The 14,476-nt window shown below is 75.5% G+C and carries 12 protein-coding genes and 1 pseudogene; 2 read left to right on the plus strand and 11 right to left on the minus strand.

Annotation, left to right across the window (positions count from 1 at the left end):
* The first annotated feature begins 68 nt into the window (after nucleotides 1-68).
* Complete coding sequence (locus ACWDR0_RS12815; RefSeq protein ID WP_456351684.1) at nucleotides 69-1,325, plus strand: styrene monooxygenase/indole monooxygenase family protein; 1,257 nt, start codon at nucleotides 69-71, stop codon at nucleotides 1,323-1,325.
* A gap of 209 nt (nucleotides 1,326-1,534) precedes the next feature.
* Here ACWDR0_RS12815 and ACWDR0_RS12820 read toward each other — a convergent pair whose 3' ends face one another.
* The 3 genes from ACWDR0_RS12820 to ACWDR0_RS12830 all read right to left on the minus strand — a co-directional run bounded on the left by ACWDR0_RS12820 (nucleotide 1,535) and on the right by ACWDR0_RS12830 (nucleotide 3,992).
* Nucleotides 1,535-2,779, minus strand: coding sequence for an NlpC/P60 family protein (locus ACWDR0_RS12820; RefSeq protein WP_456351685.1), 1,245 nt, complete (start codon nucleotides 2,777-2,779; stop codon nucleotides 1,535-1,537).
* Nucleotides 2,780-2,911: 132 nt separating this feature from the next.
* Nucleotides 2,912-3,196 carry a hypothetical protein gene (locus ACWDR0_RS12825; RefSeq protein WP_456351686.1) on the minus strand — a complete coding sequence of 95 codons (285 nt, stop codon included), beginning with the start codon at nucleotides 3,194-3,196 and terminating at the stop codon, nucleotides 2,912-2,914.
* 67 nt (nucleotides 3,197-3,263) lie between these two features.
* Complete coding sequence (locus ACWDR0_RS12830) at nucleotides 3,264-3,992, minus strand: TetR/AcrR family transcriptional regulator (RefSeq protein ID WP_456351687.1); 729 nt, start codon at nucleotides 3,990-3,992, stop codon at nucleotides 3,264-3,266.
* A 172-nt stretch (nucleotides 3,993-4,164) separates the two neighbouring features.
* Between ACWDR0_RS12830 and ACWDR0_RS12835 the strand changes: the two genes are divergently transcribed.
* Nucleotides 4,165-4,764 carry a Uma2 family endonuclease gene (locus ACWDR0_RS12835; RefSeq protein ID WP_456351688.1) on the plus strand — a complete coding sequence of 200 codons (600 nt, stop codon included), beginning with the start codon at nucleotides 4,165-4,167 and terminating at the stop codon, nucleotides 4,762-4,764.
* A 3-nt stretch (nucleotides 4,765-4,767) separates the two neighbouring features.
* Here the strand turns inward: ACWDR0_RS12835 and ACWDR0_RS12840 are convergent, their stop codons facing one another.
* From ACWDR0_RS12840 to ACWDR0_RS12875, 8 genes and pseudogenes are all read right to left on the minus strand, one after another.
* Nucleotides 4,768-5,259: a DUF3291 domain-containing protein gene (locus tag ACWDR0_RS12840; protein WP_456351689.1), complete on the minus strand. Its 492-nt coding sequence runs from the start codon at nucleotides 5,257-5,259 to the stop codon at nucleotides 4,768-4,770.
* A gap of 128 nt (nucleotides 5,260-5,387) precedes the next feature.
* Entirely contained in the window at nucleotides 5,388-6,869 is a 1,482-nt protein-coding gene (locus ACWDR0_RS12845) for a penicillin-binding transpeptidase domain-containing protein (RefSeq protein WP_456351690.1), read from the minus strand.
* Nucleotides 6,866-8,356: an FtsW/RodA/SpoVE family cell cycle protein gene (locus tag ACWDR0_RS12850; protein WP_456351691.1), complete on the minus strand. Its 1,491-nt coding sequence runs from the start codon at nucleotides 8,354-8,356 to the stop codon at nucleotides 6,866-6,868. Before ACWDR0_RS12850 ends, ACWDR0_RS12845 begins: the two co-directional genes overlap by 4 nt.
* A 191-nt stretch (nucleotides 8,357-8,547) precedes the next feature.
* Nucleotides 8,548-9,714 carry a histidine kinase dimerization/phospho-acceptor domain-containing protein gene (locus ACWDR0_RS12855; RefSeq protein WP_456351723.1) on the minus strand — a complete coding sequence of 389 codons (1,167 nt, stop codon included), beginning with the start codon at nucleotides 9,712-9,714 and terminating at the stop codon, nucleotides 8,548-8,550.
* A 383-nt stretch (nucleotides 9,715-10,097) separates the two neighbouring features.
* Entirely contained in the window at nucleotides 10,098-10,964 is an 867-nt protein-coding gene (locus ACWDR0_RS12860; RefSeq protein WP_456351692.1) for a hypothetical protein, read from the minus strand.
* 220 nt (nucleotides 10,965-11,184) lie between these two features.
* Nucleotides 11,185-11,556 (minus strand): zinc-ribbon domain-containing protein, encoded by a 372-nt coding sequence (locus ACWDR0_RS12865; RefSeq protein WP_456351693.1) that lies wholly within the window; start codon nucleotides 11,554-11,556, stop codon nucleotides 11,185-11,187.
* The gene (locus ACWDR0_RS12870) at nucleotides 11,553-13,703 is read right to left on the minus strand and encodes a hypothetical protein (protein WP_456351724.1); all 2,151 of its coding nucleotides are present in this window, start codon (nucleotides 13,701-13,703) and stop codon (nucleotides 11,553-11,555) included. The genes ACWDR0_RS12865 and ACWDR0_RS12870 overlap by 4 nt, the downstream gene beginning before the upstream one ends.
* A gap of 15 nt (nucleotides 13,704-13,718) precedes the next feature.
* Nucleotides 13,719-14,333, minus strand: a pseudogene (locus tag ACWDR0_RS12875) (hypothetical protein); the annotation flags it as partial.
* Between the last annotated feature and the right edge of the window lie 143 nt (nucleotides 14,334-14,476).

The raw sequence follows: 14,476 nt of genomic DNA on the forward strand, positions 1-14,476 counted from the left end.
CGTCCGTGCCCGGCGCCAGCCGGACCGACCGAGAACCGAGACCCAGAACTGAGAGAAGAGCCAGCCGGATGCGGAAGATACTCATAGTCGGAGCCGGCCAGTCCGGGCTCCAGCTCGCCCTCGGCCTGCAGTCCCGGGGCTACGAGGTCACCCTGATGTCCAACCGCACCGCCGACGAGATCCGGTCCGGCCGGGTCATGTCGACACAGTGCATGTTCCACACCGCGCTCCAGCACGAGCGCGATCTGGAGATCGGCTTCTGGGAGTCCCAGGCGCCCAGGATCGAGGGCCTCGGGGTCTCCGTCGCCGGTCCGCCGGCCGGGGACGCCCCCGAGGGTCCGCTGCCGCGGATCATCGACTGGGTGGGCAAGCTGGACGGGTTCGCCCAGTCGGTGGACCAGCGGGTCAAGATGGCGGGCTGGATGGAGACCTTCGCCCAGCGCGGCGGACAGCTCGTCATCCACGGCGCCGCCGTGTCCGATCTCGACTTCTTCGCCCGTACCTACGATCTGGTGATGGTGTCGGCGGGCAAGGGCGAGCTGGTGTCGATGTTCGGGCGGGACGTGTCCCGCTCGCCGTACGACAACCCCCAGCGCGCCCTGGCCGTCGCCTATGTCCACGGGCTCGGGCCGCGGCCCGAGCACCCGGACTACGACGCGGTCCGGTGCAATCTGGTGCCGGGCGTCGGCGAGCTGTTCGTGATGCCGACGCTCACCACCTCCGGCCGTGCCGACATCCTCTTCTGGGAGGGGATCCCCGGCGGCCCCCTCGACGTCTTCGCGGGCGTCAAGGACCCGGCCGAACACCTGGCGCTGACGCTGGGGCTGATGGAGCGCTTCACGCCCTGGGAGTACGCCCGGGCCGGCAAGGTCGAACTGACCGACGGCGGCGGTACGCTCGCCGGGCGGTACGCCCCCGTCGTCCGCAACCCCGTCGGCAGGCTGCCCGGCGGCGGCGTGGTCCTCGGTGTCGCGGACGTCGTCGTCGCCAACGACCCCATCACCGGACAGGGCTCCAACTCGGCGTCGAAGTGCGCCGCGTCCTATCTGGAGTCGATCACCGAGCACGGCGACCGGGAGTTCGACGAGACCTGGATGCGGGACACCTTCGAGCGCTACTGGACGACCGCGCAGCACGTCACCAAGTGGACGAACGCGATGCTGGCGCCGCCGCCGGAGCATGTGCTGAACCTGATCGGGGCCGCCGGTCAGATACAGCCGGTCGCCGACCGGATCGCGAACGGCTTCGACAACCCCGCCGACTTCGAGAACTTCTTCTTCGACCCGGAGAAGGCGGGCGCGTACCTGTCGACGTTCGCCGGATAGGGCCGAAGAAAGGCCCTCAGGCGGTACGGGACTCCCCGGGGCGGCCGGTCACCGGCCGCCCCGGCGCGTTTTCCCGTCCCGTACGGCTCCGGGGGAGGCGCGGGTCCGTCCCGCGCGGGCCCGGCGTCCGGACGGGCCCGGGCGGCCGCACGCCGGGGGACCGGCACCGGCCCGGTGCGCCGCCGCCCTACGCCGCCGGGGCACCGGTACTACTCGTCCGAGGTCTCCCCGGGCGCCTCCGCCGCGGAGTAGCCCGCGTCCGGGCCGTCCGTCGCGGAGTCGGGGAGCGGCGGCGGGGTGTACTCCGCCAGCGGGGTGCCCGAGGGGTCGGGGCGGACCGCGCCCAGGACCGGGTTGGCCGTCAGCGGGGACACCTTGACCACCGCCCCGGGGCGCGGCGCGTGCACCACCCGGCCGTCGCCGAGATAGAGGCCGATATGGGTGGCCCCGGCGAAGTAGACCACCAGATCACCGGGGCGCAGCTGCCCCACGGGCACCCGCGGCAGGGTCCGCCACTGCTCCTGGCTGGTGCGCGGGATCGTCCGCCCGGCCGAGGACCAGGCCTCCGAGGTCAGCCCCGAGCAGTCGTAGGCGTCCGGGCCCTGCGCACCCCATTCGTACGGCTTCCCGAGCTGGCCGACCGCGTACCGGACCGCCCGCTCGCCCGCCGCCGTCGGCGCCTGGGCGGCCGGAGCACCCGGAGCGGCCGGGTCCGGGGTGCCCTCCGCGGGCGCCCCCAGCGCCCCGGAGCCCGCCAGCAGCGCCTGCGACTCGGGGCTGGTGATACCGGCGAGCTGCTCGGGCGTCAGCGTGGACAGGGTCTCCTCGACGGCGGCGAGCCGCTGGTCCGCCGTCTCACGGGCCCGCTGCCGCTCGGCGGCGAGCGCGCGTTCGGCGTCCAGCGCGGCCCGCGCGGCCCCGGCGAGCCGCTCGGCCCGTTGCGTACGGACCGCGAGCCGGTCCAGCACCGCCAGCCGGTCCGCCGCGGCGCGCCGCAGCAGATGCCCTTCGTCCAGGGCGGCCTGCGGATCCCGGGCGAGCAGCAGCCGCAGCGACGACGGCAGCTCCGAACGGCCCCGGTACTGCTCCCGGGCCAGCAGGCCCGCCGCGTCCCGGCCCGCCGCGAGGGCCTCCCGGGCGGTGGTCAGCTCCCGCCCCAGCCGTGCGGTCTCGGCGCGCTGCGCGGTCAGCCTGCTCTCGGCGGCGCCGTACGCGGCCGCCGCGGACTCGGCCTCGTGGTAGAGCGTGCCGAGCCGGGTGAGCAGTTCGGGGAGGCCGCCCGCCGCCGCGGCACCGGGCTCGGGCACGGCGGGGAGCGAAGGCACGGCGGGGAGCCAGGGCGCGGCGGTCCGGAGAAATGTTCCCGCGGAGGCGGCGGGTGCCGGTACGGCCGCGACCGCCGTGGCCGCCGCGAGCGCGGTCGTGCAGACCGCGCGGAGCATCCTGCCTGACACCTGATCACCTCCGGCCCGGGGGCGGCCGGTTCCGCCCCGTGCTCCGGAGCGTGCGCGCGCCCGGGCCGGGGCGCCTCCCGGGTGGCCGCTTCGGACGCACCCCTTCACTCCTTGCGGCGGTGCGCCCCGGCGTTACGGCGTGTCGGCTCGCCCCGGCGGCTTCGACCAGGGCCACTTCAGCTCGCGCCGCTCCCGGCCCCCGGGGGCGTAGACGTACTTCCAGCCGCGGGGCAGCCCGAGCCGCTTGCCGTAGCCCGCGGGCTCCCGGCGGTAGGCGTGGACAACGGGCGCGCCGCCGTCCTCCTGGGGCACGGGCACCTCGTACCACTTCGGCGGATGCCCGGTGGGCCCGGTCAGGACCTCCAGCACTTCGCCGTCCAGCGGACCCCCGGTGAACGGCGTCTTCTCACTTCTCACACCCCCAGTCTGGCCCATGCCCCGGGGCCTGCGCGGACTGCGGGCCCCGGTGCGGGGCCGGGCTGCGCTACGGCGCTCCGGCGCCCGCCCCGGGCGGTGGGCCCGCGGGCCGGGCGATACGGGCGGCGAAACCGTCCGGCGGTTCCTGCGCCGCCAGGGCGGCGAGCAGCCGCGCGGTCTCCGGGTCCCGTACGGCGGTGGCCGCGAGCAGGGCCGACAGCTGGTCGACCAGCCAGTCCCGCAGCTCCGCGGCGGACGGCTGCTTCCCCTCGTCCAGCCACATCAGGGACGCCGCCTCCACCGCGGCGATCCACGCCCGGACCGTCATCCGCAGCCGCCGGCCGGGCCGTTCGGCGCCGAGGTCGCGCAGCACCCGGTCCGCCGCGGCCCGGCGGACCCCGTCGACGATGGCGGTCGTCCGCGAGGTCTCCACCACACTGCCGCCGCGGAGCAGCGCGCTGAACCCGGCGTCGTGAGAGTCGACGAAGGCCAGATAGCCGTCCATCACCCGCGCCTGGCGTACGGCGGGCGGGCCCGGGTGCGGCTCGGCGAAGCACGCCTCCAGCTCGTCGGCGGCGGAGCGCAGGGCCGCCTCGTACAACTGCTGCTTGCCGCCGGGGAAGTAGCGGTAGACGAGCGGCCGGGAGACCCCGGCGGCCTCGGCGACATCGTCGAGGGACACGTCCTCGGGCGGCCGGTGGGCGAAGAGGCCGAGCGCCGCGGCGAGCAACTGGGCACGGCGCTCCTCGACACCGAGCCGCCGGTAGGCACGGGTGGCCGTCGCGGAACTGGTCATACGGGCAGCCTAACCGCAGGGCGGCCGGGCCCGGCGGGGGCCGCCGGGGGGAGCGGGCGGGCTGCCCCGGATGTCAACAGGGCCCTTGCGGATCACCCGTTCGGGCGGTGAGGGCCGGATGCCGCTGGGTACGCTGACGGCGACAGGCAGACTCCGCAGCATGGGAGCACCGATGAGCGCCGCACGCGACGATGCGCAGGACGACGGGTACCCGCGGTACACCTGGCCCCGCCCGCCGGTCGGCGGCTGGTCGGCGGATGATCTCGACACGCTTCCTGACCTTCCTCCGCATACGGAGCTGATCGACGGGAGCCTTGTCCTCATGAGTCCGCAGGCCGACTTTCATATGGCCGCTCTGCGCTTACTGGAACGCGGTCTCGTCGTCTGCGCCCCGGCGGATCTTTTCGTCGTCCGCGAGATGACGGTCAGGCTGGACCGGCGCAACCGCCCGGAGCCGGACCTGATGGTGGTCCCGCGGGCCACCAGAAAGAACCGGCGGCAGACCTGGTACGCGCCGGAGCACCTGCTGCTCGCCGTGGAGATCACCTCCCCGGACTCCGAGCAGCGCGACCGCGAGGTCAAGCCCCTCAAGTACGCCCGCGCGGGGATTCCGCACTACTGGCGGGTGGAATGCGTCAACGACGCGCCCGTCGTCTACGTCTATGAACTCGACCCCGCGAGCCTCACCTATGTCGTGACCGGGATCCACCACAAGCAGCTCAAACTGGACCGGCCCTTCGACATCGACATCGACCTCACCGAGGAGATGTGAGCCTCACGGCCCGGTGAGGTCCGTCCCCGGGGCCGGGAACAGCCGGGTCAGGGTGAACGCCTCCGCCGTCGGGCCGTCCGCGCGCAGCCGGAGCAGGCGGGACTCCGCCTCGGCGACCGTGGGCCGGTGGCCCGCGGGGACCCACCACAGGGTGGTCATCGCCTCGCGAACCCGGTCGAACCATTCGTGGCGGCGGGCCAGCAGCTCGCGGTGGGTGCCGCGGTACATGAAGTCCTTCAGCGCCTCGTGGTCCCGCCAGACGGACATGTTCACGATCAGCCACTCGTCGTCGAAGATCCGGATGCCGGTGGCGTCGCCGACCTCGCCGTCCGCACCGCCGCCCGCTTCGTCCTTGAGCCGCCAGACGAAGCCGTCCGAGGCTTCGGCCGCCGCGTTCACCGGGTCGAGGTTGTCGGTGAAGTACTTCAGTTCGGGGGAGTCGAGGGGGAACTTGAGGCGGGCTATGTTCACCTGGGCGAGTTCGTACGACGTCATGGTCGGCACCCTAGGCGGCGGAGGGGTCGCGGGGTACCGGTAATTCACCTGCGGGCCGCGGCAGCCGAGCGGGCACGCCCGGTGTCACCGTCCGGCCGTGGCACCGCCCGCCGCACCCCCACCCGGTGTCAGCGACGTGCCTCCCGCCCGGGTGCCGACTTCAGCACCGCCTCCATCACCGCGCGGGCGATCGGCGCCGCGCTGCCGTTGCCGCTGATCCGGCCGCGGACGGCCTCCGCGTCCTCCACGACCACCGCGACCGCGACCCCCGGCTGGACGGCGTCGTCGTCCTGGGCCCAGGCGATGAACCAGGCGTAGGGCTTTCCGGTGTTGTCGGGGCCGTGCTGGGCGGTGCCGGTCTTGCCGCCGACGCGGGCTCCGGCGATCGCCGCGTTCCGGCCGGTGCCGTCCTCCACCACCCGGACCATCAGCCGCTGGAGCCGCTGCGCGGTCGCGGGGTTCATCGCCTGCCGGTAGAGCCGCTGGTGGTACTGGCGGACCGGCCGTCCGCCCGCCGTGGTGACCCGGTCCACCAGATAGGGCCGCTTCAGCGTGCCGCCGTTGGCGACGGCCGCCGACACCATCGCCATCTGGAGCGGGGTCGCGGTCGTGTTGAACTGGCCGATCGACGAGAGCGCCAGCTGGTCCACCGACATCCGCCGGTCGAAGGTGGACCGGGCCACCGGGGACGGGATCCGCAGCGAGCGGTCGTTGAAGCCGAAGTTCTCGGCCGTCGCCAGCACCGCCGGGAGCCCGGCCTTCGCCCCCAGCCGGGCCAGCACCGAATTGCACGACCACTGGACGGCGTACGCCAGCGACGCCCCGCCGCAGCCCTTCGCCGCGTCCGGGAGCCGGGTCCGGGTGCCCGGCAGGATGTACGGGTCCGGTGTGTCGGTGGGCGCGTCCACATCTCGTACCAGCCCCGCGTCCAGCACCGCCGCCGCCGTGACGATCTTGAAGGCGGAGCCCGGGGGGTACGTCTGCCGGATCGCCCGGTTCAGCATCGGCTCGCCGTCCGCGGCATTCAGCTCCGCCCAGGCCCGGCGGGTCGCCGGGCCGGTGCCCGAGAGCACCCCCGGGTCGTACGAAGGGCTGCTGACCAGCGCCAGTACCCGGCCCGTCGAGGGTTCGAGCGCGGCGACCGCGCCGCGGCGGCCCGCCAGCCCGCGGAACGCCGCCTCCTGCGCCGCCGGTTCGACGGTGGTGACCACCCGGCCGCCCGGCCGGCGGGACCTGCTCAGATCGTTCCAGAGCGGGAAGGCGGAGAGCAGCGGGTCGGCGCCCGACAGCGCCGCGTCCTCGGCGTGCTCGACGAGGGAGGTGCCGTACGTCTGCGAGGAGTACCCGGTCACCGGCGCGTACACGGGCCCGTCGGGGTAGGTGCGCTCGTAACGCAACTGCTCCCGGGTGTCCCGCGAGCCGGTGAGCGTTCGCCCCCCGGCGGTGATCTCGCCGCGCGGCTCGGCGTAACGGGCGATCGGGCCGCGCCGGTTGGCCGGGTTGTCGTCCAGGGCCGGGGACTCCACGATCTGTACCCGGGCCGCGTTGACCAGCAGCGCGGCAAGGAGGACCAGACAGAGCGCGGCCGCGCGGCGGATGGTGCGGGTCACCGGGGAGCCTTCCGGGGTTTGTCGAGGTGTCCGGCGAGCAGCGGGGAGCGCTCCGCCGGGGCCGGGCCGCCGTCCGGTTCCCCGGCCACCGGTTCCCGGGCCGCGTCGCTCAGCCGGATCAGCAGCGCGGTGATCATCCAGTTGGCGACGGTCGACGAACCGCCCTGGGCCAGGAACGGCATCGCCATACCGGTCAGCGGGATCAGCCCGGTGACACCGCCGGTGATGACGAAGACCTGGAGCGCCACGATGGATGCCAGACCGACGGCGAGAAGGCGGCCGAAGTCGTCGCGCAGCCCGAGCGCGGCCCGGTAGCCGCGGGCCACCAGCACCGCGTACAGCAGCACGATGCCGGTGAGCCCGGCGAGCCCCAGCTCCTCGCCCGCCGTCGCCAGGATGAAGTCGGACTTGACCGCGAAGCCGATGAGGACGGAGTGCCCCAGGCCGAGGCCGGTGCCGAGGAGGCCGCCCGCGCCGAAGGAGAAGAGCGACTGGGCGATCTGGTCGGGCCCCTGACCGGCCCGGACGGACGCGAACGGGTCCAGCCAGTCCTCGACCCGGCCGTGCACATGGGGTTCGACCGTACCCACCGCGTACGCCCCCGCGGCGGCCAGCGCCAGACCCGCCAGAATCCAGCCGGTGCGGCCGGTCGCCACGTACAGCATCAGGACGAACAGCCCGAAGAACAGCAGCGACGAACCCAGGTCCCGCTCCAGGACCAGGACGCCCACACTGATCAGCCAGACCGTGACCACCGGGCTCAGCACCCGGGCGGGCGGCAGCCGGAACCGCCGCAGCCCGCGGCCCCGCGCCGACAGGGTGTGCCGGTTGGCGGCGAGATAGGCGGCGAAGAAGACCGCCAGCAGGATCTTCGCGAACTCGCCTGGCTGGAAGGAGAGGTCCCCGATCCGGATCCAGATCCGGGCGCCGTTGACCGGCGGGAACAGGGCCGGGACGACCATCAGGATCAGTGCGGTGACGACGGAGACGTACGCATAGCGGGCGAGCAGCCGGTGGTCCGGCAGCAGTGCCACCACCACGATGAACAGCCCCGCGCCCAGGGTCGACCAGACCAGCTGGGCGGGGGCCGCGGCATCGCCGGGGGTCTCCAGGTCGAGGCGGTAGATCAGCACCAGGCCGAGGCCGTTGAGGAGGACCGCGATCGGGAGGACCAGCGGGTCGGCGGCGGGCGCGCGCAGCCGGACCGCGAGATGCGCCAGCAGGGCGAGGACGGCGAGCCCGGCACCGTAGCCGAGGACGTCGGGCGGTACGGAACCGCTGTGGTTGAGCCCGACGGAGGCGTATCCGCAGACCGGGATCAGCACCGCGCCGGTGAGCAGCAGGAGTTCGGTGCCGCGCCGGTGTCCGGCCGGTGTCCCGGCGGTCCCGGTCGTCCCGGCGGCCGCGCCGGTGGCCCCCGGCTCCGGGCCGGAACCGGGACCCGGGCCGGAACCGGGATCAGGGCCGGTGCCTGCGCTTGCGGTCATGCGGGGCAACGTAGCAAGCACCGGGCGGTATGTCCGTTATGTGGATGGGTGTGTGGGGGCGTGCGCCGTCCTCCTGTCCGCGCGCCGGAGGAGCCGGGGCGTCCCGGCCGGGCGTACGGCGGCGGCCGGGGTCCCGGCGGCTGCGCGCCCGTGGCGCCCGGCCCCGGGCCGGCACCCGAGCCGGACCCGGGCTACGGCAGGAGGAGCCGGGCCAGCGCGCCGCCCTCGGGGCGGTTGCGGAAGGTCAGCGCCGCGCCCAGGACCGACGCCTGGCCCACCGCGATCGTCAGACCCAGCCCATGGCCCTTCGCGCCGCCCTCGGTACGGAACCGCTCGGGCCCGTGGGCGAGCAGATACTCCGGATAGCCCGGGCCGCCGTCCGAGACGGTGACCACGGGGCCGTCCACGGTCAGCACCACGGGCGGCGCGCCGTGGCGGTGCGCGTTGGCCACCAGATTGCCCAGCACCCGCTCCAGGCGGCGCCGGTCGGTCTCCACGGTGGCGTCGCGCACCACCCGGACCTCCGTACCGGGACCGGCCGCCCGGGCCACCCGCCCGGCCAGCTCGCCCAGTCCGTACACCGCCAGGTCGAGGGTCTCCCGGCCCGCGTCCAGCCGGGAGATCTCCAGCAGGTCCTCGGTGAGCGCCCGCATCGCCCGCACCCGGTCGCGCACCAGCTCCGCCGGGCGCCCCTCGGGCAGCAGTTCGGCGGCCGCCGACAGCCCGGTCAGCGGGGTCCGCAGCTCGTGCGCCACGTCCGCGGTGAACCGCTGCTCGCTCAGCAGCTTGTGCTGGAGCGTGGAGGCCATGGTGTCCAGCGCCCCCGAGACCGTCGCCACTTCGTCCAGCGGCCGGGTGGGGTCCGTGGTCCGCGGATCGCCGACCCTGGCGTCGAGGTCCCCGGCGCTGATCCGCCGGGCCACCTGGGCGGTCAGATGCAGCCGCCGGGTGACCCGGGTGACGGCGAACGCGCCCACCAGCAGCGTCGTACCGATGGCCAGTCCGGCGGAGCCCAGGATTGCCCGGTCCAGCGCCGAGATCGTCCGGGCGGCCTGGGTGTAGTCGACCCGGACGGCGATCGCCCGGCCGTCGGCGGGGCCCGCCGCCCACATCGTCGGACGCTCCCGGTGGCGGCCGACCATGGTGCCGCGTTCGCCGCGCAGCGCCAGCGCCCGCAGCTCGGCGGGCAGCCCGGGCGGGTCGACGCCGCCGAACTTCGGCAGCGGATGCCCCGCCTCGTACGCTTCGGTGACCTCTTCCAGACGGCCCAGCGCCTTCTCCCGCGAGGCGTCCACGGTCTGCCGGGTCACCCCGACGTGCACCAGCACCCCGAGCAGAGTGGCCAGGGTGCAGCACATGACCGTGATGAAGAGGGCGGCCTTCCAGGTCAGGGTCGCGGTCCAGCGGGGCGGGCGGGGCCACCGGCGGCCCCGGCCGCGGTCACCGTTCCGTCCGCGGTCCCGGCCGCGGTCACCGCCCCGGCCGAGGGGGCGGCGGGGCAGGGGGGCGCGGCCGGGGGCGGAAAGCGCCGCCGGGCCGTCGCCGCCCGGTTCGTCACCGGCGGTGCCGGGGCCGGAGCGCGCGGTGCGGACGGCCGTCGCCGGGCACCCGGCCGGTGCGGGACCGGCGGCGGGGGAGGGAGCGGGCGCGGGGGAGACCGGGGGTGCGGGCGATGGCGCGGGAGAGGCCGCGGGGGGCGGCGGGCCCGGGATCCGGGACCGGGGGCGTCTGATCGGAAGCTTCACGGCCGGTTCTCCTCCGTGCCGCCGTCACCGGCGCCGCCGTCGCCCGTGCCCGGCCCGGACCCCGTCCCGGTGCCCTCGCCGGAACCGGCGGCCGAGGCGGACGAGGTGATCGAGGCGCCCGGCACCGGCTTGTCGGAACGCGGCTTGACCCGCACGATCTCGTCGCGCGTCGGCAGCATCGCCTGGTGCTGCCCGTCCCAGGACCAGGCGGTCCGGTACTCGTACCCCGGGATCCCGGCCGACACCGAGCGCAGGATGATGTCCCGGCCCGCCAGCTCCACGCTCACCAGCTGGTCGGACGTCGCCATGATCCGGGTCAGCACCCGGGGGTCCTGCTGCGCGTGCGGGGTGAACACCCGGACCTCGGTGAGCTGGCGGCCCAGCTTCACCCCGAGGATCAGCTCCTCCCGGCCGTCGCCGGTCAGATCGCGGTAGTAGGGCGTGAGCACCGGGCACGCGGCGGGTTTCGGCGCCGCGCCCGCGGTCCCCTCGGTGTCCTTGCGGACACAGTCGGCGAGCCGGTCGGCCAGCTGGCCGGGCGGGCCGTCCGGCAGGGCGTACGCCATGGGGTACGTCCGGACCTCGGCCCGGACGACGGCGATCGGGTCCAGCGCGCGGACCCCGCCGGACGGCACCCGGACACCCGGTATCGGGACCGTGTCGATCTCCCCGTAGTCGTACGGGGGCGCCGTCACCGGCGGCAGGTCCGGCCAGAGCCGCACCGGGCCGGTGGCCGTCGGCGTCGGCCCGGCGCTGCGCAGGTCCCCCGCCTCGCCGCAGCCCGTCAGCAGCGCGGCGAGAACGGCCGCCGCCCCGGCGAACAGGGCCGGGACGGACAGGGAACGGCGGGCTGGCGGGCGCAAGGATCTCCTCGCCGGGCGGGGACGGACGGTTTCTCGTCACGCAGCGGATGGTTTCCCGTCAACCATAGGAGATGTCCGGGACCGCTCCGGGCCGCCCGGGACTGCTCCGGCTGCCGGACCGCTCCATGCGCCGGACCGCTCCATGCGCCGGACCGCTCCGGCGGCCGGGACGCTCCGGGGCCGCCCGGCGTGCCCGGCGCGCTCCCCCGGCGCCGGCCGGTCAGCGCTGGTACGGGTTGCCGGAGGGGCCGGGCTGCCCCTGCCCGCCCTGCGGGCCCTGCGGGAACGGGTTGCCCTGGGCGAAGGGGTTGGCCTGGTGCGGGCCGTGACCCGGCGCCGCGCCGGGACCCGGGGCCGCCAGGGCCTGGGCCTGCAACTGCTCCGCCTGCTCCCCGGAGAGCTGCGACTCCGCCCCGCAGAACGTGCACTGCGTCCCGTACTTCGTGGACACCGGGAAGAGCGGCACGAAGAACAGCGTGAACTTCGTGACGCGCTTGCGCAGGGTGTGCGCGGCGGGGTTGCCGCACCGGCCGCACACCAGCGTGACTATCGCCAGCTGGTACAGATACCCCTTGGTACCAAAGATGATCATGAACTGGTCCTCCCGTTCAGCGCCCGCCGGCACAGGGCCAGCAGCCTCTCGTCCCTCACGATGTCATGACCCCCGTATCCCCCGTCTATGGCGTTGTGGCGGCGAACCTGCGCCAGCTCGGCACGGAGCAGCGATTCCGCACCTGCCGGGCCGACCGCACCGGCGAGGCCGACCGCACTGACCGCACCGGTCGCACCCGCCGCACCGGGCGGGAGCGCGCCCCGCGCGCCCGGATGCGGGCCCGCGCCGCCCGCCAGACGTTCGGCGGTCGGGATCCGGGTGCTCGGCAGCGTGTCCCAGGCTGCCCGCAGCACCGGCCACGCCAGCCCCGCGCCGCCCGTCACGCCCCACAGCGCGTGCGCCGCTTCCACCCGGGTCCACGGGTCGGCCGCGGTCAGCAGCGGGGCCAGCACGGCCGCCGCCGGGGCCCCGGCCGGGCCCATCGCGGTCACCGCCTCCGCCGCCACCCGCCGGGCCCCCTGGTCGGCCGAGGACAGGGCCCCGCACAGCACCGGCAGCACCGCGTCCGGGTCGCCCTCGACCGCCCACAGGGCCGCCGCGGCCTTGGCACCGAACGCCGGGGACGGGCCGTCCTGCCGGGCCGCGCCCCGCACCAGCGCCCGCAGCTCCGGAACGGCCTCCGCCGCTCCGGGCCCGAAGGCCGCCAGAGCCCGCAGCACCAGCTCGACCACCCACTCCCTGCGGTACTCGGGCGCCCCGCGCAGCAGCCGCAGCACCTCCGGCAGCGCCTCCGCCGCCCGCAGCGACTTCACCGCCCACAGCAGCGACCCCGCGCCGTCGTACAGCCCCTCGTCGAGGGGGAGCGCGCCGAGGCGCTCGCGCAGCGCCGGGACCAGCGGGGCCGCCGCCGCACCCAGATGCCCCACCGCGTACCCCAGGTCCCGGGGGAGCGGATCCCGTTCCAGCAGCCGTGCCAGTACCGGGACGGCCCGCGGGTCGCCGGTACGGGCCAGGGCCACCAGCGCCCGGCCGAGGGCATCGGGCTCCTCCGCCCACCGCCGCACCCACAGCCCGGGACCGGCGGCGATCACATGGTCCGCCAGCGCGTCGGCCGCGGGGAGCGCGATCCGGTGCAGGTCCTCCAGCGCGGTGACGGCGGCGTCGGCGAGCCGGGGCTCGTCGTCGTGGAGCTGCTCGCCGATCAGCCCGACCAGCTCGCCGTACTCCCCGCGCCAGGTGCGCATCAGCCGGGCGCTCATCCGTACGGCATCGATCCGCTGGCCCCGGTCGGGGCTGCACAACTGGTCGGCGAGGAGCGCGATCCGGTCGTCGACCCGGTCGCCGAGGCCGTCGTGCAGGGTCCGCAGCAGATCGCCCGTCCACGGCGCCGTACGGGCGCGTTCCGCCTCCCGCTGGTCGCGCAGCATGCCCAGCAGCGCCCCCGGCCCCGATACCGGGGCGGACCAGGGGGCCGGGGCCCGGTGGAAACGCTCGGGGCCGTGGCCGGTGCGCAGCTCCCGCAGCAGTCCGGTCACATCCGGCACCACATCGGCGGGCAGGGTGTGCGGGGCGCAGCGGGCGAGCTGGGCGATGGCGGAGAGCCGGAGACCGGGGTCGTACGGCCGGGCGGGGGCCGGGGCGCCCGGCTTCAGCGCCTCTCCGCAGCCGTCCCCGGCACCGCCTGCGCCGTCCGCGCCGGTCCCGGCGGCCCGGGCACCTCCGGCGGTCCCGGCGGCTCCGGTACCTCCCGCGGCCCCGGGGGCCCCGGTGGCTCCGGTACCTTCCGCGGTCCCGGCGGTCCCGGCACCCTCCGGGGCCCCGGTGGCTCCGGCGGTTCCGCTGCCCGGGGTGCTCCCGGCGCCGTCGGCCCGGCCCGTGCCGTTCACCCGGTCCCTGCCGGTCGCCCGCTCGGTTTCGTTCGTCCGTTCCGTGCCGTTCGGCCGCTCCGTTTCGTTCGTCCGTCCCGTGCCGGTCGCCCGCTCCGTGCCGTTCGCCTGCCCGGCCCGGGAGGCGCGCGCCGGCCCGCCCGTTTCGCGTGTCCCGCCCGCCCGGTCACCGGCCGGATCGCCGTCCGGGGCCGCGGTCCTTCCCGTACGGCCCTGACCGCCGGCCGCCCGCCGGCCGGTGCGGGCCCGGCCCGCCGGCTCCGGCGGCAGGCCCACCCCGTACGCGTCGGGGTCGTACACCGACGGTTTCCCGTCGTGCGGGCTGCGGGTCAGCGCCGTCAGCCACTCGACCACCTCCGGCGCCAGCCCGTCGTGCCGCAGCGCGATCCGCCCCCCGGCCTCCACACAGGCCAGCCGGACCTCCGGGTCCTGCTCCACCTTCAGCCGCTCCCGCAGCAGCGCCAGCACCAGGGCCGGTTCGCCGTGGAACGCGGCGAGGGCCAGCGGCACCGTCAGCCGTACCCCGCGGTCCTCGCAGCCCACCAGCGCCAGGAACGCGTCGGCTCCCGCGGTCACCGCCGCGGCCGCCATGGCGTAGTTCGCGGCGGACTCGAACTCCTCGCACTCCGGGTCCAGCTCGTCGTCCCCGTCGAGTTCGATACCGCCGATGCTGGTCAGCAGCTCGATGATGCCGCCGCGGTCCGGCACCGCCGGATCCGCCACCAGCTCCAGCAGGAACGGTATGCAGGCGAGCGTCGAATCGTAGACGTCACCCTGGTGGTGCACCGCTCCGTACATCCCGTCCAGTGCGGACTCCCGCACGGCCGCGTCGGGCGAAGCGAGCCCGCGCAGCCAAGCCGGCACATCTCCGGCAGGCCCGTAGGCATGCTCCAGTCCGGCCCACTCGACCTCGTCGATCCCCCCGAACACGCGTGCCTCCTCCCAGGCTCCGTCCTCACGAAGCACCACAGGCATACGCCCGCTAGGGGTGCGTTCACCACCCCGTTCGAACCATTCGTTCGGTGGAAGTGTGCACCACCCGGCCGACATGGAGTCGGCAACGAACGGACATG

This window comes from Streptomyces sp. NPDC003691 (assembly GCF_053981115.1).

What these genes read in the sequence shown, in the direction of transcription:
- ACWDR0_RS12815 (WP_456351684.1), top strand. Translation starts at nt 69, where the DNA reads ATGCGGAAGATACTCATAGTCGGAGCCGGCCAGTCCGGGCTCCAGCTC.
- ACWDR0_RS12830 (WP_456351687.1), bottom strand. Translation starts at nt 3,992, where the DNA reads ATGACCAGTTCCGCGACGGCCACCCGTGCCTACCGGCGGCTCGGTGTC.
- ACWDR0_RS12835 (WP_456351688.1), top strand. Translation starts at nt 4,165, where the DNA reads ATGAGCGCCGCACGCGACGATGCGCAGGACGACGGGTACCCGCGGTAC.
- ACWDR0_RS12840 (WP_456351689.1), bottom strand. Translation starts at nt 5,259, where the DNA reads ATGACGTCGTACGAACTCGCCCAGGTGAACATAGCCCGCCTCAAGTTC.
- ACWDR0_RS12850 (WP_456351691.1), bottom strand. Translation starts at nt 8,356, where the DNA reads ATGACCGCAAGCGCAGGCACCGGCCCTGATCCCGGTTCCGGCCCGGGT.
- ACWDR0_RS12855 (WP_456351723.1), bottom strand. Translation starts at nt 9,714, where the DNA reads ATGTGCTGCACCCTGGCCACTCTGCTCGGGGTGCTGGTGCACGTCGGG.
- ACWDR0_RS12865 (WP_456351693.1), bottom strand. Translation starts at nt 11,556, where the DNA reads ATGATCATCTTTGGTACCAAGGGGTATCTGTACCAGCTGGCGATAGTC.